Annotated in this window: 16 protein-coding genes; 7 read left to right on the top strand and 9 right to left on the bottom strand. The window is 73.8% G+C overall.

Features of this window, described 5'->3' with window-relative positions:
* Positions 1-24: 24 nt before the first annotated feature.
* On the bottom strand, positions 25-2,541 hold the full coding sequence (gene fxsT / locus M1P99_RS26770) for an FxSxx-COOH system tetratricopeptide repeat protein (RefSeq protein ID WP_304455358.1): 2,517 nt from the start codon (positions 2,539-2,541) through the stop codon (positions 25-27).
* A gap of 246 nt (positions 2,542-2,787) precedes the next feature.
* Between fxsT and M1P99_RS26765 the strand changes: the two genes are divergently transcribed.
* Together M1P99_RS26765 and M1P99_RS26760 are read left to right on the top strand one after the other, a co-directional pair.
* The gene (locus tag M1P99_RS26765) at positions 2,788-2,958 is read left to right on the top strand and encodes an FXSXX-COOH protein (protein WP_304455357.1); all 171 of its coding nucleotides are present in this window, start codon (positions 2,788-2,790) and stop codon (positions 2,956-2,958) included.
* Positions 2,959-3,141: 183 nt separating this feature from the next.
* Positions 3,142-4,767, top strand: coding sequence for an ATP-binding protein (locus tag M1P99_RS26760; RefSeq protein ID WP_304455356.1), 1,626 nt, complete (start codon positions 3,142-3,144; stop codon positions 4,765-4,767).
* A gap of 418 nt (positions 4,768-5,185) precedes the next feature.
* Here M1P99_RS26760 and M1P99_RS26755 read toward each other — a convergent pair whose 3' ends face one another.
* The 4 genes from M1P99_RS26755 to M1P99_RS26740 form a co-directional block, all read right to left on the bottom strand.
* Positions 5,186-6,568: an MFS transporter gene (locus M1P99_RS26755; RefSeq protein ID WP_304455355.1), complete on the bottom strand. Its 1,383-nt coding sequence runs from the start codon at positions 6,566-6,568 to the stop codon at positions 5,186-5,188.
* A gap of 320 nt (positions 6,569-6,888) precedes the next feature.
* A complete protein-coding gene (locus tag M1P99_RS26750; protein ID WP_304455354.1) occupies positions 6,889-8,019 on the bottom strand; it encodes an AAA family ATPase in 1,131 nt (376 codons plus the stop codon).
* Positions 8,003-8,791 (bottom strand): RNA ligase family protein, encoded by a 789-nt coding sequence (locus M1P99_RS26745; protein ID WP_304455353.1) that lies wholly within the window; start codon positions 8,789-8,791, stop codon positions 8,003-8,005. Before M1P99_RS26745 ends, M1P99_RS26750 begins: the two co-directional genes overlap by 17 nt.
* A 79-nt stretch (positions 8,792-8,870) precedes the next feature.
* The gene (locus M1P99_RS26740) at positions 8,871-10,139 is read right to left on the bottom strand and encodes a DUF2786 domain-containing protein (protein ID WP_304455841.1); all 1,269 of its coding nucleotides are present in this window, start codon (positions 10,137-10,139) and stop codon (positions 8,871-8,873) included.
* Positions 10,140-10,539: 400 nt separating this feature from the next.
* Here M1P99_RS26740 and M1P99_RS26735 point away from each other — a divergent pair, with 400 nt between their 5' ends.
* On the top strand, positions 10,540-12,057 hold the full coding sequence (locus tag M1P99_RS26735; protein ID WP_304455352.1) for a cytochrome P450: 1,518 nt from the start codon (positions 10,540-10,542) through the stop codon (positions 12,055-12,057).
* 98 nt (positions 12,058-12,155) lie between these two features.
* On the opposite strand, the gene M1P99_RS26730 is transcribed toward M1P99_RS26735, so the two are convergent.
* Genes M1P99_RS26730 through M1P99_RS26720 form a run of 3 tightly spaced genes read right to left on the bottom strand, consistent with a single transcriptional unit; the run spans position 12,156 to position 14,952 of the window.
* Positions 12,156-12,791: an LUD domain-containing protein gene (locus tag M1P99_RS26730; protein WP_304455351.1), complete on the bottom strand. Its 636-nt coding sequence runs from the start codon at positions 12,789-12,791 to the stop codon at positions 12,156-12,158.
* On the bottom strand, positions 12,788-14,215 hold the full coding sequence (locus tag M1P99_RS26725) for a lactate utilization protein B (RefSeq protein ID WP_304455350.1): 1,428 nt from the start codon (positions 14,213-14,215) through the stop codon (positions 12,788-12,790). The genes M1P99_RS26730 and M1P99_RS26725 overlap by 4 nt, the downstream gene beginning before the upstream one ends.
* Positions 14,212-14,952: a (Fe-S)-binding protein gene (locus tag M1P99_RS26720; protein ID WP_304455349.1), complete on the bottom strand. Its 741-nt coding sequence runs from the start codon at positions 14,950-14,952 to the stop codon at positions 14,212-14,214. Before M1P99_RS26720 ends, M1P99_RS26725 begins: the two co-directional genes overlap by 4 nt.
* 248 nt (positions 14,953-15,200) lie before the next feature.
* On the opposite strand from M1P99_RS26720, the gene M1P99_RS26715 reads away from it, so the two are divergent.
* The gene (locus M1P99_RS26715) at positions 15,201-15,920 is read left to right on the top strand and encodes a FadR/GntR family transcriptional regulator (protein ID WP_304455348.1); all 720 of its coding nucleotides are present in this window, start codon (positions 15,201-15,203) and stop codon (positions 15,918-15,920) included.
* Positions 15,921-16,057: 137 nt separating this feature from the next.
* Here the strand turns inward: M1P99_RS26715 and M1P99_RS26710 are convergent, their stop codons facing one another.
* Entirely contained in the window at positions 16,058-16,399 is a 342-nt protein-coding gene (locus tag M1P99_RS26710) for a hypothetical protein (RefSeq protein WP_304455347.1), read from the bottom strand.
* A 162-nt stretch (positions 16,400-16,561) separates the two neighbouring features.
* On the opposite strand from M1P99_RS26710, the gene M1P99_RS26705 reads away from it, so the two are divergent.
* The 3 genes from M1P99_RS26705 to M1P99_RS26695 all read left to right on the top strand — a co-directional run bounded on the left by M1P99_RS26705 (position 16,562) and on the right by M1P99_RS26695 (position 21,241).
* Positions 16,562-17,407, top strand: a complete 846-nt coding sequence (locus tag M1P99_RS26705; protein WP_304455346.1) for an ion transporter — start codon at positions 16,562-16,564, stop codon at positions 17,405-17,407.
* A gap of 104 nt (positions 17,408-17,511) precedes the next feature.
* Positions 17,512-19,194 (top strand): glucose-6-phosphate isomerase, encoded by a 1,683-nt coding sequence (gene pgi / locus M1P99_RS26700; RefSeq protein ID WP_304455345.1) that lies wholly within the window; start codon positions 17,512-17,514, stop codon positions 19,192-19,194.
* 394 nt (positions 19,195-19,588) lie between these two features.
* Complete coding sequence (locus M1P99_RS26695; RefSeq protein WP_304455840.1) at positions 19,589-21,241, top strand: ABC-F family ATP-binding cassette domain-containing protein; 1,653 nt, start codon at positions 19,589-19,591, stop codon at positions 21,239-21,241.
* The last annotated feature ends 140 nt before the right edge of the window (positions 21,242-21,381 follow it).

Genomic DNA, 21,381 nt, shown 5'->3' with positions numbered 1-21,381 from the left:
CCCCGGCCGGTGCGCGGGTGACGGTCAGAGCACCGGCGGGTCGAAGTCGTAGACCAGCCGGCGCCCGTCGAGCGCGGACTGCGAGAACGGGTGCTCGCGCCCCAGGACGCGGGAGAACATCGGCAGGATCTCGGCCCTGAGCCGGTCCGCCTCGGCCGTGTCGTCCGGGCCGCCCTCCTCCCGCAGGTCCAGGACGAGGTTGGCCGCGCAGGTCAGGGCCAGGGGGTGTTCCTCGCCCAGGAGGGCGCGGGTGCGGCGCAGGTTGCCCCGGCCCAACCGGACCGCGTTCTTGGCCTCGCCCAGGGCGGCCAGGTCGCTCGCCAGGTTGATGGCCACGCCGAGGGAGTAGTGGTGGTCCCGGCCCAGCCCCTCGTCCAGCGAGGCCAGCGCCGACTCGTTGATGGACCGGGCCCGGGCCGGGTCGCCGAGCAGCCGGTGCAGGAGGGCCACGTTGCTGCTGCACCCGAAGTTGAAGGGGTGCTGGGGCCCGTAGACCTTCTCGTATCGGGTGTAGGTGTCGCGGGCCAGGGCCATCGCCTCGTTCGGCTCACCGCGCATCCGCAGGACGTTGGCCAGGCACATGGCCGCGGCGATCGTCTCCGGGTGGTCGAGCGAGTACCGGTTGAGGTAGCGCGAGTGCACGTCCTGGACGAGCTCGAAGGCCTCGTCGGTCTCACCCGCCATCCGGCGGGAGATGGCCAGCGTGAGCTGGACGCGCAGGGTCTGGGGGTGGTCCCGCTGGATCCTGTCCAGGCCGAACGCCAGACAGTCCTCGCCGAGGTCGCAGGCCTCGGTGTAGTCGCCGGAGAGCCGCACGGACTGCGCCAGGCCGTTCTGGTAGGCGAGCAGGGTGGCCGGCGGGGTGCCGCTGCCGGTACGGCGGGCGATCATGTACGACCGCTCGTGCATGCTGCGCGCGGCGGCGAAGTCGCTCGTGAGCATGTAGCTGATGCCCAGGTTGTGTACGGCGCGCAGAGTCGTGGGCGCGCGGTGGCCGAGCGTCTCCTCGTGCAGGCGCAGGGTCTCCTCGTCGTTCTCCCGCGCCCGCCGGAAGTCGCCCCGGGCCCGCAGGTCGGCGCCGATCCCCATGCTCAGCGACAGCGTCTCCCTGTGGTCGGGCCCCAGGACCGCGCGCAGCCTCGGCAGCAGCCGCTCGTCCAGCTCCCTGACCTTGGCGTACTGGCCCAGTTCGCGCAGGATGTTGCCCTCGGTGCGCTGGGCCTGCAGGACGTGGGGGTCGTCGGGTCCCGACGCCTCGCTCCACTGCCGGATGAACTCCGCGGCCAGGGAGCCGGCGCTGTCCAGGTCGCCCGCCGCGTGCAGGTACCGCAGGACCTTGATCACGAACGCGCGGTCGGTGGGCGAGGTGCTCTCGGCGATCCGGGTGCTGCGCAGGTGCGGGATGAGGTCCTGGTAGCGCTCCTCCTCGTCGGCGGCGCTCATCAGCGACCACACCTCGGCCCGGATGAGGTCGTGCTCCGTGCTCGGGATGTCGTCGCGCACCAGCGCCTGGATGAGCCGGTGCACCTGGATGGTGCGGTTGGCGTCCAGGCGGATGAGGGCGTAGCGGCCCAGCTGGGCGATGGCCCGGCCCAGACGGATGGGGTCGGCCATCAGCTCGGCCATCGCCGGACGGACCCGGCCGCCCTCGACGGGGAAGAAGATGTCGCGGGGGATGGGCTCGGGGCTGAAGAACGCGCAGCTGCGGAGCAGGTCCATCGCCTCGGGCACGTTCTCCTGGAGCTTGGCCACCGAGAGCCGCCAGGCCGCGGCCATGGACGCCGGGTACTCGGGCGGCTTGCCCTCCTGCATGAGCGAGGTCGGCTGCTCCCGCAGCAGCCGCAGGTACTCCTGGGCGGAGATGCCGGTCTCGGCCTGGAGCGCGCCCGCCTGCTCCAGCGCCAGGGGGAGGTGTCCCAGGGCCTCCGCCAGTTGGGTGGCCTCCGACGCCGTGATCGGGCGGCCGATCCGCTTGCGCAGGAACTCCTCGCTCTCGTGCGCGGAGAACTCCTCCAGCGACACGGCCTCGGCCACGCCCTGCCAGCGGTGGTTGCGGGAGGTGATCAGCACGTGCCCCGGCCCCTGCGGAATGATGTCCCTGAGGTCCTCGGGTTCGTCGGCGTTGTCGAAGACCAGCAGCCACCGCCTGTAGGGCTCGCCGCGGCGCAGGGCGTTCAGGACGCTCGCGGCGGCCTCGTCGATGCCGACCTCGTTGGGGCCGGGCAGGCTCAGGTGCGGCGCCAGTTGGGCCAGGGAGGAGCGGACCAGGCCCGGCTGGTCGGCCATGATCCACCAGACGACGTCGTAGTCGCCCCGGTACCGGTGCGCGTACTCGACGGCGATGAGGGTCTTGCCGACCCCGCCGTACCCGTGCAGGGCGTGCGGCAGGACGGCGGTCACCGTGTTGTTGAGCGCGGCGTTGAGCTGCTCCAGGTGCATGGTGCGCCCGGTGAAGTTCTTGTTGCGTGACGGCACCCTGCCCCACACCGGGGGAAGCGGCCCCAGGGAAGGGCCGGACAAGGACGACTTGGTGTTGGCCACGCTGATCCTCCTGTTTCACACCTGCCCCACCAGATATATTCTTTCGCCGTTCCGTGAGGTCGGTGCTCTGGGTATTCGTGTTTCTCGTGTTCGCGTTCATCGGTACGGGGTATTCAGAGTAGGCGATCACGGTTAGTTGTCCACAGGAGTGGTAGGAACTTTCCAGGACAACTTCATCGAAGGCGAAGGACGGAGCGATCCGTCCCTTTACTGATGACCAGGTCACCGTGTGCAAGAGGAGGACGGATGCAGGTCGAAGATGGTGTCGGCAGCACCATGCTGGTCGACGTGGCGAACCTGTCGCTACGGGAGTTGGACGCCCTCGGGGAGTCCGCTATAGCGTGCACGCTGCGCGAAGTCCTCGGCCGGGACGACAAGGACGTGGAGGTCTTCTCCAACTTCCAGAGCCGGAGCTGACGGGCACCGTTCCGCCCGGGCCCTCATTCCCGCCGTGTCGGTTTCCCGGGAAATCGACAGGTCACTGGCCAGCAGGCTAGAGAAGTGTGGTGAGGGCTCGCGGGCACCGGGTTTTCGTGGCACCATGGGCACCATTGTTCCGCTGTGGTGCCGCCGCAATTCTCGCTGGCCGGGAGCTGTTCCATGTTACGAATCTCCGACGGGCGGGACCACCCCCGCAACCCCTTCGTGGGTGCTCGTCCCTTCGGCGATCGTGACCGCCCTGTGTTCTTCGGCCGCGGCGAGGCGACCGCGGAACTCCTCGACGCCTGGCGCGGTTCGCGCCTGACGGTCCTGCACGGCGAGTGCGGAGTGGGCAAGAGCTCCCTGCTGCGGGCCGCCGCCGTCCCCGCGCTGACCGACACCGGAGCGGCCGTGCTCCCGGTCGGGACCCTGTGCTTCGACCCGGCCTTCCCCGCCGCCGTCCTGCCGGAGCAGAACCCCTACACCCGTGCCTTGATCGCCGCCTGGGACCCGGTCGCCTTCCCCAGCCACAGCCCGGGCACCTCCATCGCCGACTTCCTGCGCTCGCGCGCGGACACCGACCGCCACGGCGGCGCCCGCCCCCTGTTCGCGGCTCTGGACCAGACCGAGGTGCTCCTGCGCGGGGACCGCCCCGGCCGCCGGCGGTTCGTCGAGGAGATCCTCGCCGCCGCGGAGACCGTCACCGGGCTGCGTCTGCTGGTCACCACGCGCACCGACCACCTCGACGGCCTGCGCCGGCTCATCGACAAGTACGAGGTGGACCACACCGAGGTGGGGCTGGGGCCGCTGGCTCCCGAGGCCGGTGCGGAGGCCGCCCGCCGCACCCTGGCGGCCGCCGGGACGCGCTTCGGCCGCTCCGCCGCCGACCGGCTGGTCGAGGCCGCGAGCGCCGGAGCCGAGGACGGCGGCCGGGTGGACCCCGTCCTGTTCCAGGTTCTCGGGCGCCTGCTGTGCGAGCACGGTCCCGGCCCCTCGGAGCGCCCCGGTGCCGACGCGGACCTGTCCGCCTTCCTGGCGCGCTCGATCGAGGAGGCCGCCGCCGAGCACCTGGTGCCCCCCGACGTCCCGCACGCCTGGCTCCGGCGCGTGGTCGCGGCCGGCCGCGAGGGCGTCGGCGTGCCCGACCACGGCCACCGCGGCCAGGTCCTCACCCGCGGACTGGTCCACGGCCTCCAGGACCGGCACCTGGTGGCCGCCGGCGGCGACGGCTACGTGCTGCGCCACCCCCGCCTGGCCCGCCCGCTGATGGCGCTCTACTCCCACGCCGGAAAGGGACTGCGGCCGTGGTCCCTCGACGAACTCCTGGGACTCGCGCGCGCCGCGCACACGCGCGGGGAACACGGCCTGGCGCGCGAGCACGCCCTGCGGGCCCTGCGCTCCGGCCCGCGCAGGCCGCCCCGGACCCGGGCGCTGCTGACCTCGCTCCTGGGCGATGTGGCCTTCGCCGAAGGCGACCACGAGGCGGCGGCCGGACACTACGCCGAGGCCGCCACCCTCTTCGAGGCCCTGGGCGAGGACGCGGCCGTCGCGCGGGTCCTGGTGGCCCAGGCCCGCAGCCACCTGGTGGCCGGACACCGCTCCCGGGCCCTGGGCGGCCTGACCGCGGCCGCCAACCGCGTGCACGGCGACCCCAGCCTCAGCACCGGGATCGGACAGGCGCTGTGGCGGGCCGGGCAGGGCGCCCTGGCCCGCGAGGTGCTGGACGGGGTGTTCGTCGGCACGGGCGCCACCAGCGAGGCCAGACGCACGCGCGCCGAGGTGATCGCGTCGAGTGGGAGGGGGTGAGGGCCGCTGATGGAGGTCGTACTGGTCGCTCTGGTGACCGGGGTGAGCGCGCTGGGCGCCAGCTTCCTGACCGGGTTCTGGACCTACCGGACCGCCCAGTGGCGGGGCCGGCACGAGCAGCGGCTGGAGGAGGACCGGCGCCGGTTCGCCCAGGACGAGGAGCTCACACGCCAGGTGCGCGACCGCTTCGAGCAGGCGGGCCGGTCGGTGCTCCAGCTCGGCGTGACCGTCCGCGTCGTGGCGCACGTGCGCGAGTCCGGGGCGCACGGCGGCGCCGACGCCGAACTGGCCGTCCTGCTGCGCCAGGCCCGCCAGGACGCGGTGGAGGCGGGCGTGGCCGTCGAGCGCCTGCGCGGCGTGGTCCGGCCGCACGACAGGGAACTGGTGGAGGAGCTGCGCGAGGCCACCGACCGCGCCTTCATTCACGGCCAGACGGCGACAGGTCCCGCGGTGGAGGCGGCGCGGGTGCAGCGGGAGCTGGACTCCCGGCTCCGGCAGATCGAGGAGACCCTCTTCCCCGTTCTGGCGGTGTCGTGGAAGGAACGGGAGGGCGGGGCCGTCGAAGCCGTCGACGGCGGGACCCCGGAGAGAGCGTCGCCGCCGTGAAGACCACCGCCAGGAGGGCGATGACCCCGGTCACCGCCAGCGTCGTCGTGCGGATCCCCACTCCTTCCAGCAGGTAGCCGCCGAGCAGGACCCCGACGGGCAGGGCTCCTCCGCTGAAGAAGCGCAGCGTTCCGGTCACCCGGCCCAGGAGTTCGGGCGGCAGGTGCGTGCTGTGGTAGGTCAGTACGGTCACGTTCAGGTGGGCGCCCACGAAGCCGACCCCGCTCCACGCCACCGGCAGGAGCACGAGCAGCCAGGCCGTGTCGGTGTGGTCGGCGAAGGCCAGCAGGGCGGTGACGGCGGTCCACGCCCACAGGCACAGCACGACCATCGTGGCGGGCCGGTTGCGGCTCACCAGGATCGGGGCGAGAGCGGACCCGAGCAGGCCGCCCGCGCCGCTGGCGGCCAGGACGGCACCGATCAGGAAGGCCGACAGCCCCTCCTGTGTGGCCAGGGTGAGGATGACCAGCCAGATCATCTGGAAGAGCGCGTTGGTGACGGTGGCCGTCATCGTGGTCAGCAGCAGGAAGCGGTCGCGGCGCAGGTGGCCGAAGCCCTCGGACAGGTCGCCGAGCAGGCGGCTCCCGGTCGGGGCCGAACGCGCGGGCCGGATCCGGGGCAGGAGCAGGGCCAGCCACAGGGACACCGCCGACAGCAGTGCGTCGCACAGCGCCGGCAGCCCGCTCGCCACCGAGAACAGGCCGCCGCCCAGCGGCCGGCCCGCCAACTGGGTGGCATGCGTGCGGGCCTCGTTCTTGGCCGCCGCGCCGGCGAGCGCGCCGCGAGGGACCAGGTAGGGCACGGCCGTGGTGGCGGCGGTGGAGTGGCAGGTGGCGCACACGCCGTGGACGGCCGCGGCGGCGCCGAGCAGGGCCACGGGCGCGTCCAGGAGCAGGACGGGGCCGACCAGGCCCACGACGCACACGATGCGCACCACGTGGCCGGCGATGATGACGGCGCGGGGGTCGCGGCGGTCGACGAGCACGCCGATCGGGATGTGCAGCAGGGTGCGCGGCACCATGCCCATGGCGGCGATCCATCCGGCGATGACCGGTGAGCCGGTCTGGTGCAGGGCCATCAGGGGGAACGCCAGCGCCAGGGTGATGGAGCCGAGGCCGGAGGCGGCGCTCCCGGCCCACAACAGGCCGAAGTTCCGTCGCCACGGCCGGGCGGGCCGCTGCGGGGTACCGCTCACCACCGCGGACGGGAAGGGCGGGAACGGCGGTGTTCCTCGGGGTGCGTCACGGGCTCTGGTTTCTCGCTCCGGCCGTCGGGTGATCACAGAAGGGCCCGGTGCGCAGGGCGGCCTGGATGCGGTGCCGTGCTCCTGCGAGTGCCGGTGCGGTGGTCGCCGTCGCGTCGGCTCCTCCACCGGGCGGGTCGCGCCTGGTGTGAGCGGGCACACCCATGCTATCGGTTGTGGAGCGGCGGCCGTACGCCCGAATTCCGGGCGAGTTCAGGGCATAGGCCAGCAAAAGGTACGGACTTCGAGGCGGTCTGTCCCCCCGTGTCGCCCTATGAGCCCTTCGTCGTGCTGCGGATGAGGGAGTGGGCCTCGGTCGGATCGGCGCACTCCCACCGCCGGACCATCCGCTCGACCGCGGCCGCCGGCACGGAGCGCTCGCGCCGGTCCAGCCGTGCGCGCAGCACGTCGGGCGGGGCCTCCAGGGCGACGATCTCCACCCGGGCGCGGTACGCGGCGGCCAGGTCCACGCACTGCGCGCGCAGCGAGCGCGAGATGTTCGTGGCGTTCCACACGAACGACCGCCCCGCCCGCAGGTGCTCCCGGGCCCGGGCGAACGCGGCCGCCGCGACCGGCCGCTGGTCGGCGGTCGGCCGCACGCCCAGCTCCGCGCGCAGCGCGTCCAGGCCGACCACCGGCGCCCCCTCGCGGTGGCGGCCGATCCAGGTGTCCTTGCCCGTGCCCGGCAGCCCCGACATGACCGTCACCGTGCCGCGCGTGTCGTCGTGCGCGGCGTAGTCGGGGTCGCGCTCGGGTCTGCGGAACCACTGGAAGCGGGCGTGGTCGGAGGGGAAGTCGCGCGGCCCCTCCAGACAGCGCTGCTCCGCGCAGTACTCCTCGTAGAGCGCGACGTTCTCCAGTACCTCGGCCGTGTCGCCGCAGCGGCGGCCCACGATGTCGGCGGTGGCCAGCAGCACCAGGCCGTCGTTGCGCGCCACCAGGCTCACCCGGAACGCGATCCGGCGCAGGTCCGGGCGCTCCAGCGCCCAGAACGGCACCTGGTGGTGGCGGACCAGGGCCGCCACGTGCTCACGCCACTCCACCGGGGCGCCCGCCCGCCACAGCAGCCGCCGGGCCAGCAGGTCGCCGCGCCGGGAGTGCCCGTGCGCGGTCACGCGCCCGTCCCCGTCGCGGCGGGTGCTCTCGGGCTTGGCGCAGTCGTGCAGGAGCACGGCCGCGAACAGCCGCACGCGCTCGGGCTCGGGCCGGGCACGCCACGCGGACAGCCCGGCCAGTGCCTCGCAGGCCATCCGGGTGTGCGTCTCCACGTCGCCCTCGGCGTGGTGCACCGGGTCCTGCTCCACCCCGGACAGGTCCCGCACCCAGGGGAAGGCCTCCCGGACCCGGGGCCAGTCCACGTCCCAGGCCGGCGGTGCCGGGCACAGCTCAGCGAACGCCCGCACAGAGCACCTCCGGGTCGGCCAGCGCGTTGGCGACCACCGGCCGGTCCAGCCAGTGCGTGCCCGAGTCCAGGACCGCCGTGGTGAACTCCCGGCGCACCCACTTGTACCGGTCCACGGTGCGGTCGCCGTCCTCGACCTTGACGTAGAGGCCCTCCATCAGGTCGGAGCCGTCGCTCTCGGCCAGGGTGCGGCCCGGATCGGCCCCGGCGGCGCGCGCCGCCGCGGCCAGCGCGTCGCGCCAGCCGGGGGTACGGGCGGTGGAGGGCCCCACCAGGGCGCTCAGGTCCGCCAGCGATCCCACCGGGCCCGAGCGCAGGACCGGGACCGGCACCACCGGGGTGCCCTCCAACAGTTCACGCCGCCGGGGCGTGGACAGGAACACGTCCTCGCGGGTGTCCAGTACGTCGAACTCGCAGAAGTAGTGCGGCAGCGCGTCGTAGAAGACGGTGTGCTTGGCGTAGAGCCATTCCCCGTACAGGACGTAGCGCTCGCCCAGGCGCGGCCACAGCGAGGGGGCGACCGCCGCCGCCCACGCCTTGAACGGCGCGAACTGGCGCTCGCGCGGTCCGCCCGCCAGGTAGTGCCCGCGGCTCTGCAACCGCAGCTCTCCTCCCGGCCCGAAGCTGATCCCGGTGTTGGCGCCGTCGAGCTTCTCCTCGACCACCAGGTGGCGCCCCGACAGCGCGTCGAAGGGTGCGGCGGCCAGGTCGCCGTCGCCCGGTTGCAGGCGTGACCCCCGGATGTGGCGGGTACGCGGGTACTTGCGGAGCATGCCCATGGTTGTACACACCCGCGCGGTCGCGCGGCCACCGGTTTTCCGGCCCACGGGGCGAGTATCCGCCACGCACTCCCTAGCGGTCCCGGACGGGCCGCCGCGCGTCCAGCGACGCGGCGTCGGCCGCGGCGCGCCCCTCGTCCCAGCCGTCGGCGTCGGAGGGGCCGCGCACCCGCGAGTAGGTCAGCTCCCCGAACGCCTCGGCCACGGCCTCCTCCACGCGGCGCTCACGCTCGGCGAACACCGGCACCAGGTCCGTACCGGTCTCGGCGGCGGCCGACGCCTCGGCCGCTCGCGCCGAGGACACCAGGCGCTCGCCCACCCGCGCGGCGAAGGCCGACACGAACGACTCGCGGTAGGCGCGCCCCGCAGCACGGCCGGAGCGGTCGCGGACCGACCCCTGGGCGCGCATCGCCGACTCCAGCTGCACCAGCAGCGACGTGAACATGACCTCGACCGCCGCGAGGTCGCCCTCGAAGCCCATGACCGTGCACAGCCCCAGCCCGCCGTCCCAGACCGCCCGGCAGTGGTTGGCCTCGGCGACCTCGTGCAGCAGGACCGCCTTGTACTCGTCGTAGGGCGCCTCCACCGGCAGCCGCCGGGCCGCCGCGGCGGGCGACGCGCCCGGTTCGGCGTCCAACAGCGCCCGGTCGATGCTGTGCCGCGCCATGAGCTCCTGGGCCCGCGCGCTCAGCGCCTCGGCCTCGCTGGGGAACTCCGTCGACTCGGCCTTGGCCAGCAGGGCCCGCACCCGTGCCAGCTTGCCCTGGTCGACGCCGGCGGCCCGGTGCGCGGCCGCCGCGCGCCCGGGCCGGTAGGCCCCCGGCACCGGGCCCAGAGGGCGCAGCGGCGGCAGCACGCGCAGGTCGGCGAGCACGCGCAGGGCGACCTCGACCACCTCGAACCGCAGCAGCCCGTGCTCGGTACCCGCCCACCCGAGGTACTCCTGCGGCGCACCGGCCGGGCCGCGCGTCCCCAGTTCGCGTACCTGCTCGCTCCAGCGCGGGTCGACGGTGGCGGGCGCGTGCCGGGCCAGGTCCGCGGCGACCACGTCGGCGCACATCGACGCCGCCACCGGCCCCCGGGCCCGGCGGACCTGGCGGACCGCCTCCGCGGGCTGCCAGCCCCGTGACCAGGCGGCCGCCACCGACTGGAGCAGGGCGTCCACGAGCGCGCCGGAACAGGCCGCGGCCCACGCGGCGGACTCGCCGTCGGCCAGCCGCGCCGCGGCCAGATCGAGGCCGTCGCCCGCGCGGCCCAGGACCAGGGCGTCGACGGCGCCGGAGACGATCTCGGCGGGGGCGGCGGCCGGCGCCGGCCCGGCCCAGGGCTCCACCTCCGGCACGGCGCGGCGCCGACCGGTCCGCTTCTTGCTGCCCACGGCGCCCCTCCAGGATTCGGTCGTGAAAGCCAACAGGCCATGGTACCGACCGGTGCGCACGGAGTCGGCGCCGTGAGGGAACGGAAATGCCGGGGTAAAAGGCGGAAGCGGCGCGAATGACGTGGGCCGAAAGCGGCGTGGCCCTCCCGCGAACCCGTGCCGGACGCACCGCCCCTCGATCACCCGACCTGCGCGGCCCAGCGGCGGCCCGCGCACTCGTGGACGCTGTGCGTCGTTTTCCCGTGTTGGCCCGAGGTGGAACTCCCTGCCCCACGCAGAAAGGTGCCGCTATCGTCCCGGAAGCATTCCGGAAACATCGACGGCATAGCGTCGGCAGGCATCCCGCAGCCACTGAGGAGTCTCTATGCACCAGGGAACCGACGCCACCGGCCAGGACGGCGACGACGACCCGCGGGGAGCCGCGCCGGCACGGTGCCCGGTCCGCCACGGCGGACCCCTGCCGCTGCACGAGGGCACCGGAGCCGACGTTCCCTGGACGCGGCTGCGCGACACCTACGGCGGCCTCGCCCCGGTCGAGATCAGCCCGGGCGTGTCCGGCTGGCTCGTTCTCGGCTACAAGGAGAACCTCCAGGTCCTGCGCGACCAGACCTACTTCTCCGCCGATCCGCGCCCCTGGAGCCCCGCCGGGCGGGCCCCGGCGCGCAGCGGCGCCGTGACCCGCGACGGCGACGAGCACCAGCGGCTGCGGGTGCCCATCGTCGACGCCCTGGCCCAGGTGGGCACCGCCCAACTGGTCCCGGTGGTCGAACGCGCGGCCGTGCGCCTGGTCGGCGCGGTCTCCGCCGAGGGCCGGGCCGACCTCATCGGCCAGTTCGCGGCCCCGCTGCCCGCCCTCGTGCTCAACGAGCTCTTCGGTCTGCCCGACTCCTACGGCCGCCTGCTGGCCGACCTCACCGACCGGCTGTGGAGCGCCGACCCCGAGCGGGCCGAGCCCGCCGCCCTGGCCATCCGCGACTACTTCACGGGTCTGGTCGCCCGCAAGCGGACCGAACCGGGCCAGGACATCACCAGCCGGCTCCTGGCGCACCCCCACACCCTCACCGACGACGAGGCGGTCGAGGCGCTGTCGCTGCTGTGGGAGACCGGGCACGAACCCAGCACCCACCTCATCGGCAACTCCCTGCTCAGACTCCTGGAGGACCCGGCCGTGTGGACCGCCTACCTCGGCGGCACCCTCACCCCGGAGGACTTCGTCGACTACGTCATGTGGACCGACTCCCCGATCCGGATGCTGGCCGGGCGCTACTCCACCATGGACATCCGCTTCTCCGGAGCCCGGATCCGCCAGGGCGAGCCGATGCTCTTCGGGTTCTCGGCCGCGCACGACGACCAGTCCGCGGTCCGCGGGGGCGACGACCCCAGCGCGCTGATCGGCAACCGCTCCCACCTGGCGTGGGGCGCCGGAGCCCACCGCTGTCCCGCGACCTCCTTCTCCCGCGAGCTGGTCCGCACCGCCATCGACATCGCCGTCGACCGCCTGCGCGGCATGGTCCTGGCCGTGGAGGCCGGGGACCTGCGCCGACGCGACTCGATGGCGGTCAACGGGCTCCAGGAGCTCCCGGTGTGGTTCACCGCGACGGGGGAGAAGGCCCAGCAGGCGGCCGAGCCCGCCCAGGAGGCGCCCCGCACGCGCTGGGTCCGCCGCAAGCGCAAGCCCCCGTCGCAGGGCGCCCGGTACCAGGCGCCGCTGGCCAGGGCCGCGGAGGAAGGGCCGGCGGCAGTGCGCGGCTCCAGGACCCAGCCCGCCGCGAAGAAGGCCCCGCCCGCCGTCGGCGCCCGCTACCAGGCCCCCTTCGCCCGGGAGGAGCCCGAACCGGACACCCTGGAGCGGCTCCTGAGCACCTGGCGGGGCCGGGCCTGACCGTGCCGCCGCCGCGCGAACGCGTCGCTTCCCCCCCCCGGGCGCGCATGCCGCCGCGGCCCCCCGCACACGCGACCGCCGTGGGTCCGTCCGGCGTGTCACTCCACCAGGAGGACCTCCAGGGTGCGCGGTCCGTGTACGCCCTCGACCCGGTTGAGCTCGATGTCACTGGTCGCCGACGGCCCGCTGATCCAGGTGAGGGGGCGCGCCGGATCGAGCCGCCGCACCGCCTGGGGGACCCCGTCCACGACCTGGTCCGCGCGCACCACGCACAGGTGGTAGTCCGGCACCAGCGTGATGGCCCGCCGCCCCTGGTCCGCACCGCCGTCCAGGACGATCGTGCCCGTCTCGGCGATCGCGACCGCGCACGCGGTCACGACCCCGTCGACGCCGTCCAGCTCCCGCAGCTCCAGCGGCCGCTCACGGCTGTCGGGCCTGCGCTCGGCCCCGGTGCGGGCGAACCAGTCCGCGTCGACTCCCTCGGGCACCGCCACGGTCGAGGCGCCGCGCCGCTCCAGGGCGGCGGCGACCTCCTCGGCCAGCCGGTCCGCGGGCACGCGCCGCACCAGGGCCTTGTAGTCGCGCAGCCGGTCCTCCAGGACCTCCAGCGCGGCGCCCATACCGTGGCTGTCGGCGTAGGGGCGCTCCACTGGTCGGACCACCGGCTCGTCGGCCGGAACGTCGGTGAGGGCGGCCCGGACCCGGGCCAGCACTCGCTCGCGTGAGGTGCTCAACTCTGCCCCTTCTCGTGCTTGTTCCACCACTGGCGGAAGGACTCGGCCGGGACGTCGGGCAGGTCGCGGGTGTCGGTCCAGGCGCCCGCCATACCCGGCAGGTGGCGCGGCACCAGGTTCCGGGCCGCGCCGGCGGCGTGCTGGGCGGCGTTCAGCGCGTGCGAGGAGCCCAGCACGGCCTCGGCGCCCTTCATCATCGCCTTCTCGCCCAGGTGTCCCGGGCCGGCGGCGACCTCCTCGCGCAGGTGCACCAGCACCTCGGGGATGTCGATGGCCACCGGGCAGACCTCGTAGCAGGCTCCGCACAGGGACGACGCGTACGGCAGCGCCTCGTCCACCTCCGAGGACATCCCGCGCAGCTGGGGGGTGAGGATCGCGCCGATCGGCCCCGGGTAGACCGAGCCGTAGGCGTGCCCGCCCGTGCGCTCGTAGACCGGGCAGGTGTTCAGGCACGCCGAGCAGCGGATGCAGCGCAGTGCCTGGCGGCCCACGGTGTCGGCCAGGACGTCGGTGCGGCCGTTGTCCAGCAGGACCAGGTGGAACTCCTGCGGGCCGTCGCCGGGTGTCACCCCCGTCCAGGTGGAGGTGTAGGGGTTCATCCGCTCGCCCGTGGACGAGCGGGGCAGCGTCTGCATGAACACCTCCAGGTCCGCCCAGGTCGGCACGATCTTCTCGATCCCGACCACGGAGATCAGCGTCTCGGGCAGGGTCAGGCACATCCGGCCGTTGCCCTCCGACTCCAGGACGACCAGCGTCCCGGAGTCGGCCACCGCGAAGTTCGCGCCCGAGATGGCGGTGCGGGTGCGCAGGAAGCGCTCGCGCAGGTGGACCCGGGCCGCCTCGGCCAGCGCCCGGGGGTCGTCGGTCAGCCCCTCGGGGGCCGCCACGCCCCATTCGGCCATCTGGTCCAGGAAGATCTCCCGGATCTGGGACCGCCCCAGGTGGATGGCGGGGACGAGGATGTGCGAGGGCAGGTCGTCGCCCAGCTGCACGATCAGCTCGGCCAGGTCGGTCTCGTAGGCGGTGATGCCGGCCTCGGCCAGGGCGTTGTTGAGCTCGATCTCCTGGGTGGCCATCGACTTGACCTTGACCACGTCGGTCTCGCCGGTCGCCTGCACCAGCCGGGTGACGATCGCGTTGGCCTCCGCGGCGTCGGCGGCCCAGTGCACGTGGCCGCCCGCGCGCTCGACCGAGGACTCCAACTGCTCCAGGTAGTGGTCGAGGTGGCGCAGCGTGTGGCTCTTGATCGCCGCGCCCTCGGAGCGCAGGCGCTCCCAGTCCTCCTCCAGTTCCGTGACGACGGCGCCGCGCTTGTCGCGGATGGTGTGGGTGGCCTTGCGCAGGTTGTGCCGCAGCCGGGAGTCGTCGACCGCCGCGCGGGCGGCCTCGGGGAAGGGCGGAATGCCCAGGAACGTCGCGCTCATCGGAGGGCGCCCTCCTTCTCGGTACTGGCCAGGATCTCGGCGATGTGCGCCACCCGCAGCCCCGAGCGCTGCCGGGACAGGGTGCCGCCGATGTGCATGAGGCAGGAGTTGTCCACCGCGCACAGGACCTCCGCGCCGGACTCGACCGCGTGGCGCGCCTTGTCGGCACCCATCGCGGAGGAGACGTCGCCGTTCTTGACCGCGAACGTGCCGCCGAACCCGCAGCACTCGGTGGCGCCGGCGAGTTCGACCAGCTCCAGGCCGCGCACGGCGCGCAGCAAGCGGTAGGGCCGGTCGCCCAGGCCGAGCATCCGCAGGCCGTGGCACGTGGGGTGGTAGGCGACCTTGTGCGGGTAGTAGGCGCCCACGTCGGTCACGCCCAGCACGTCCACGAGCAGTTCGGTGAGGTCGTACACGCGCGGGGCCAGGCCGGCGACCTTGCGGGACAGCCGGCTGCCGCTGCCGCCCAGGCGCGGATAGTTGTCGCGGATCATCGCCGCGCACGACCCGGAGGGCACGACCACCGCGTCGGCGTCCTCGAAGGTGCGCACGAACCGCACCGCGAGCTTGGCCGCGGGCCGCCGGTAGCCGGTGTTGTAGTGCATCTGCCCGCAGCAGGTCTGCCCCTCGGGGAAGACGACCTCGTGGCCCAGCCGCTCCAGGAGGCGGACCACGTGCCTGCCGGTGTCGGGGAAGAGCGTGTCGTTGACACAGGTGATGAACAGCGCGATGCGCATGGGCCTCCTTCGTGCACCCGCCGCCGCGGATCGGCGACCATGATCGGCCCGCCTGCGGGCGCCGGGGTGTTCGACGCGCCGCGAAGCACCCGCGCCACGCCAAGTGGTCAGACCACTTTGACATGGTCAGCGGTGTTTCGGCAAGAATGCAGCGAAATTCGACTGCGGAGTCATGCTTGGGAGGAATTGGTATGATGTCTTTGGGTCGGCGGTTGCCGCCCAGGTCACCCGAACACCAGGAGCCACGCGTGCACGAACCCGACGGCGAACGGACCTCCGTCACCCAGCGGGCCGTCGAGAGCGTCAAGGCGATGATCGCCGCGGGCGAGGTCGGCCCGGGGGAGAGACTGCCCACCGAACGCGACCTGTCCGCCCGCCTGGGCGTCTCCCGCAGCTCCATGCGCGAGGCCATCCGCGCCCTGACCACCCTGGGCGTGCTGGAGGCCCGCCACGGCGCGGGGGTCTACGTCACCGCGCTGCGCCCCGCCGACCTCCTGGAGACCTTCTCCGTCCTCGCCGAGGTCTCCCAGGGGCGGACCCTGCTGGAGGTCCTCCAGGTCCGGCGGATGCTCGAACCCGCCGCGACCGCCCTGGCCGCGGCGCGGGCCAGCGACGCCCACCTCGACCGCGTCGGCGCCCTGCTGGAGCGCATGGACGGGGAGGGGGAACAGGACGCCTTCTGCGCCGACACCGTTTCCGCCGACCTCGGCTTCCACCAGGCCATCGTCGAGAGCACCGGCAACGCCACACTGGCGGCGATCAACGCGGGCCTGTCCTCGCGCACCTTCAACGCCCGCGTGTGGGCCGGGCACCGCGAGGCCGGGCTGACCGCCAAGCTCCGCGAGGACCACGTCCTCATCCACGCGGCCCTGGTCGCCCGCGATCCCGACGCCGCCCGGGCCGCGGCCACCACGCACGTCATGCGCGTGGAGCGCTGGCTCGGCGCCGACCTGGCGCGCGACTCCTGACCGCAGCGGCGCTCCCGGGCCGACCCCTGCCGGTCCGTGCCGCCGGCGCCTGGCCCCACCGGCTCGGTCCGGCCGCGCCGGCGCGCGTACCCGATCGCGCCGCACGGCACCGGCCCCGCCGGTGCGGGCCCCGGTGGTCAGGGCTCCCCGCGACGACGGCGGACGCGCTCGGCGAAGTCCTCCGCGCTCAGGAGCCTGGCCAGGTCCTCGCGGTGGCCCGTCACGCCGCCGCCCCAGCCGTCCTCGGACCCCTCCGACTCTTCGGAGCCCTCGGGGTCCTCCTGCGCGAGCTCCGCCCCGATGCCCAGGGCGTCGTGGTCCTCGATCTCGTCGATCCGGTGGCCGTAGGGGAAGTCCAGCAGGTAGCCCGCCACGGCCGTGTCCTGGTCGGCGGCGCCCACGTCGATGACCGCGTCGACGTCGTCGATGTCGGCGGTCTCGTCCGGGTCCCTCTCGAAGTCTTCGGTGCGTTCCGTCACCGGCCGCCCCCTCGCTTTCGCTTCCTCCTTCGATCATGCCTGGTCACGACGAGCGGCGCCAGTAGGGTCCGGGAGGAGCGGTGCCGGAGGTGAAAGGGGTGTCCCCGCCCGGGGATAGGGTTTTGCGCCATCACCCGATCCCCGAACGGAGCCCCCTCACCCGTGACCGCGCGCGACCGGGTCCGGACCATCGTCGACGCCTCCTGGTTCCAGGCCCTCATCATCACCCTGATCCTCGTCAACGCGCTCATCCTGGGCGTGGAGACCTCACCCCGCGTGATGGCCGCCCACGGCGACCTGCTGCACCGCGTGGACGTGGGCATCCTGGGCGTGTTCGTCCTGGAGCTCCTGCTCCGGCTGTTCGCCCACCGGGGGAGCTTCCTGCGCGACCCGTGGAGCTGGTTCGACGTGGTGATCGTGAGCGTGGCCCTGCTCCCGGCCTCCGGTCCCTTCGCCGTGCTGCGCGTCCTGCGGGTGCTCAGGGTCCTGCGCCTGCTGTCGGTCATCCCGACCCTGCGCCACGTCGTCTCGGGCCTGTTCCGGGCCATGCCCGGCATGGTCTCGATCCTGTTCCTGGTGATGCTGCTGCTCTACGTGTCCGCGGTGATGGCCACCCAGCTCTTCCGCGACGTGTCCCCGGAGCACTTCGGCGACCTGCCCACGTCCCTGTTCTCCCTCTTCCAGGTCTCCACGGGCGACAGCTGGGCGAGCATCGCCCACAGCGTCATGGAGCACAAGCCCCTGGCGTGGATCTTCTTCGTCCTGTTCATCCTGGTGTCGACCTTCGTCGCGCTCAACCTCTTCATCGCGGTCGCGGTGGAGGCGCTGGAACAGGACTCCGGCGGCCGCGACGGCGGCGGGGGAGGGACCGCTCACGCCTCCGGCGCCGGCCCCGACGGCGGACCCGCGCACGGGCAGGAGCTCGTCCTGGCCGAGCTGCGCGCCCTGCGCGCCGAGGTGGCGGACCTGCGCCGCGAGCGCGAACGCGAGCGGTCGAACAGCGGCTGACCGCCGTGGCGGTCGCAGCGGCCACCGACGCGGGTGTCTGTGGAAGGCTAGGACCCACAGCCGCACGGCGGGCGCGGCCCGCAAGGACGACGAGGAGCGACCGGATGTCTGGCAGTACCACCACCTCCCGTGCCGACGGCACCGCGGGACCCACCCCCCTGGACCAGCGGGGCGAGTGGACGGCGCTGGGCAAGCACCGCGCCCAGCTGGGCTCCGCCCATCTGCGCGACCTGTTCGCCGACGACCCCGCACGAGCGGAGCGGTACACGGTCGAGGTCGGCGACCTCTACGCCGACTACTCCAAGAACCTGGTGACCGACGAGACCCTGCGCCTGCTCACCGAGCTCGCCCGGTCCTGCGGCGTCGCCGAGCTGCGCGACGCGATGCTGCGCGGCGACCACGTCAACGTCACCGAGGACCGAGCCGTCCTGCACACCGCCCTGCGCGCGCCCCGCAGGGCGGTCATCGCCACCGACGGGCACGACGTCGTCCCCGAGGTGCACGGGGTCCTGGACCGCATGAGCGCCTTCGCCGACCAGGTGCGCTCGCGGTCCTGGCTCGGCCACACCGGCCGCCCGGTACGGCGGATCGTCAACATCGGCATCGGCGGTTCCGACCTCGGGCCCGCCATGGCCTACGAGGCCCTGCGCCCCTACACCGACCGCGGCCTGGAGTTCCGCTTCGTCTCCAACGTCGACGGCGGCGACATGCACGAGGCCCTCGTGGACGCCGACCCCGAGACCACCCTGTTCATCGTCGCCTCCAAGACCTTCACCACGATCGAGACCATCACCAACGCCTCGGTCGCCCGCTCCTGGCTGCTGGACCGGCTCGGCGGCGACGAGTCGGCGATCGCGCGGCACTTCGTGGCGGTGTCCACCAACGCCGACGAGGTCGCCCGCTTCGGTATCGACACGGCGAACATGTTCGGCTTCTGGGACTGGGTCGGCGGCCGCTACTCCTACGACTCGGCCATCGGCCTGTCGCTGATGGTGGCCCTGGGCCCCGACCGCTTCCGGGAGATGCTCGCCGGCTTCCACCTGATGGACGAGCACTTCGCCACCGCACCGCCCGAGCGCAACCTGCCCTTCCTGCTCGGCCTGCTCGGCGTGTGGTACGGCGGCTTCTTCGACGCCCACAGCCACGCGGTGCTGCCCTACAGCCACCACATGTCGAAGTTCACCGCCTACCTCCAACAGCTCGACATGGAGTCCAACGGCAAGTCCACCCAGCGCGACGGGCGCCCCGTCACCTGGCAGACCGGTCCCGTGGTGTGGGGTACGCCGGGCACCAACGGCCAGCACGCCTACTTCCAGCTGCTGCACCAGGGCACCCGGTTCGTCCCGGCCGACCTGATCGGGTTCGCCCGGCCGGTCCCCGAGCTTCCCGGCGCGCTCGTGCCCCAGCACGACCTGCTGATGGCCAACCTGTTCGCGCAGGGGCAGGCGCTGGCCTTCGGCCGGACCGCCGAGGAGGTCGCCGCCGAGGGCGTGGCCGCCGACCTCGTGCCGCACCGCACCTTCGCGGGGAACCGGCCCACCACCACCATCCTGGCCGACCGGCTCACCCCCTCCGTGCTGGGCCAGCTCGTGGCGCTGTACGAGCACAAGGTGTTCGTCCAGGGCGCGGTGTGGAACATCAACTCCTTCGACCAGTGGGGGGTGCAGCTCGGCAAGGTCCTGGCCAAGCGGGTCGAGCCCGCGCTGACCGAGGGCGCCGACGTGCCGGGCCTGGACGCCTCCACCTCGGCCCTGGTCCGGCGCTACCGCTCCCGGCGGGGGCGCTGACCCGGACGAGACCACGAAGACGTGGGCCGGGGACCGGCGGGAGACCGTCGGCCCCGGCCCATCGGCCGCCCGGGCCCGCCCGCGCCGCCGGGCCTCTGCCCGGGGCCCGTGCGCGGCGCGCGACAAAACCCTTGCGCCTCGCGCGTGAGCCCGGTTAGCCTCTTCGACACCATGCGCAACTGACATCGAGACCCACCGCCGAGCGCGCGGAGCTCGCCTTCCGACAGGCTTGAGCGCACATCCCGCTCGGCGCTTCCACGTCCGAACCCGTGGTGCGGTCTCGATGTCGGCGACTCCCGTCGCTCTCCGGACCCACCGCCGCCGCGTGCGTCCGGGCGCATCGAGGCCCGCCCCAGACGAAGGGTGGTTCCCTCTCTTGACTTTCCACACGACCATGCCGACCACGGCGCACGGCTCCCCGCTGCTCAGCGCGCGCGACCTCGCCAAGGCCTACGGCGCCCGCGTGGTCCTGGACGGTGTCAGCCTGGACGCCGCGCCCGGCCAGCGGATCGGCCTCGTGGGGGAGAACGGCTCCGGCAAGTCGACCCTGCTGCGCCTGCTGAGCGGTCAGGAGGAGCCCGACGCCGGGAGCGTCGTGCGGCCTCCGGACACCGGTTTCCTGCGGCAGGAGCTGCCGCACCCCCCTGACACCACCATGGGGGAGGTCCTGGACGAGGCGCTCGCACCCAGCCGCGACGTGGAGCGGCGCCTGACCGCGTGCGCGGCGGCCCTGGACGCGTCGCCCGAGGACCCCGGGGCGCTCGCCGCCTACGGCGAGGTCCTCACCGAGGCCGAACGCCTCGACGTGTGGGACGCCGAGCGCCGCGCGGCGCTGGTCGTGGCCGGCCTGGGCCTGGAGCCGGTCGGCGCCGACCGGCCCGTGGGCAGCATGTCCGGGGGGCAGCGCGCCCGGCTGGGGCTGGCGGCCCTGCTCATCGGCCGCCCCCGCGCCCTGCTGCTGGACGAGCCCACCAACCACCTGGACGACCGCGCGCTGGAGTTCCTGGAGGGGTACCTGCGCGGACTGCCCGGCCTGGTGGTGCTGGCCGGCCACGACCGGGTGTTCCTCGACGCCGTCTGCACCGGCCTGGTCGACCTCGACCCGGCCGTGGACGGACCGGTCCTCTACGGCGGCGCCTACTCCTTCTACCTGCGCGAGAAGCGCCTGGAGCGCGAGCGCTGGCAGCAGCGCCACCGCGAGGAGCAGGACACCATCAAGGCGTTGCGCGAGGCCGTGCGCGGCACCGCCCGACAGGTCGCGCACGGGCGGGCGCCCCGGGACAACGCGAAGATGGCCTACGACTACAAGGGAGGACGCGTGGACAAGCAGGTCTCGCGCCGGGTACGCGATGCCCGGGCGAGGCTGGAGGAGCTGGAGCGCGACCAGGTGCGCAGGCCGCCGCGCCCCCTGTCGTTCACCGCCCCGCTCACGAGCGATCCCGGGCGTGAGGGAGGGGCCGCGGTCTCGGTCCGCGACCTCGTGGTGCCCGGCCGGCTGCGGGTCGACCGCCTGGACGTGCCCCGGGACGGACGACTGCTGGTCACCGGACCCAACGGCGCGGGCAAGTCCACACTGCTGTACGCGATGGGGCACCGGCTGCGCCCGGCCTCGGGCCAGGCGGCCTGGCGGCGCGGGGCGACGGTGGCGCTCCTGGAACAGGACGTGGTGTTCCCCGACCCGGATCGCACGGCGCGCGAGCTCTACGAGGGCCTCAACGGCACCGTGCCCGGTGCGCCGACGCTGACCTCTCTGGGCCTGGTCGCGCCGCGCGACATGGACCGCCCCGTGGGCGTGCTCAGCGTGGGCCAGCGCAGGCGCCTGGCACTGGCGATGCTCGTGGGCCGGGCCCCGGACGTGCTCCTGCTGGACGAGCCGACCAACCACCTGTCCCTGGCCCTGGCCGAGGAACTGGAGGAGGCGCTGGGCACCGCGCCCGGCGCGGTGGTGGTCGCCTCGCACGACCGGTGGCTGCGCCGCCGGTGGCCGTGGGCGGAGCTGCGCCTCGACCGGGGCCGCCCCGTGGCACGTACGGAATCTACGACGTAAAGGTGGCGCCGTCGGGTTCGTTCGTCCGGCGGCCCAGGGCACTCCGCCGAGGGTCTACGCGCCCGCCCGCGCGGAACACAGGGGCGGCCGACGCGCCGGGTCGGGCGCTCCGGCGTTCAGGGGGCGACCGCGGAGCGCCG

Origin of the sequence: Nocardiopsis sp. YSL2, assembly GCF_030555055.1 — a bacterium.
Lineage (GTDB): Bacteria > Actinomycetota > Actinomycetes > Streptosporangiales > Streptosporangiaceae > Nocardiopsis.
The sequence above is the reverse complement of the archived record's forward strand: the minus strand, read 5'-3'. Positions and strand labels throughout refer to the sequence as shown.

Bases quoted from the DNA above. Each gene is read 5' to 3' on its own strand.
- M1P99_RS26765 (WP_304455357.1), top strand. From the start codon at position 2,788: ATGCAGGTCGAAGATGGTGTCGGCAGCACCATGCTGGTCGACGTGGCG.
- M1P99_RS26760 (WP_304455356.1), top strand. From the start codon at position 3,142: ATGTTACGAATCTCCGACGGGCGGGACCACCCCCGCAACCCCTTCGTG.
- M1P99_RS26745 (WP_304455353.1), bottom strand. From the start codon at position 8,791: ATGCTCCGCAAGTACCCGCGTACCCGCCACATCCGGGGGTCACGCCTG.
- M1P99_RS26735 (WP_304455352.1), top strand. From the start codon at position 10,540: ATGCACCAGGGAACCGACGCCACCGGCCAGGACGGCGACGACGACCCG.
- M1P99_RS26725 (WP_304455350.1), bottom strand. From the start codon at position 14,215: ATGAGCGCGACGTTCCTGGGCATTCCGCCCTTCCCCGAGGCCGCCCGC.
- M1P99_RS26720 (WP_304455349.1), bottom strand. From the start codon at position 14,952: ATGCGCATCGCGCTGTTCATCACCTGTGTCAACGACACGCTCTTCCCC.
- pgi (WP_304455345.1), top strand. From the start codon at position 17,512: ATGTCTGGCAGTACCACCACCTCCCGTGCCGACGGCACCGCGGGACCC.
- M1P99_RS26695 (WP_304455840.1), top strand. From the start codon at position 19,589: ATGCCGACCACGGCGCACGGCTCCCCGCTGCTCAGCGCGCGCGACCTC.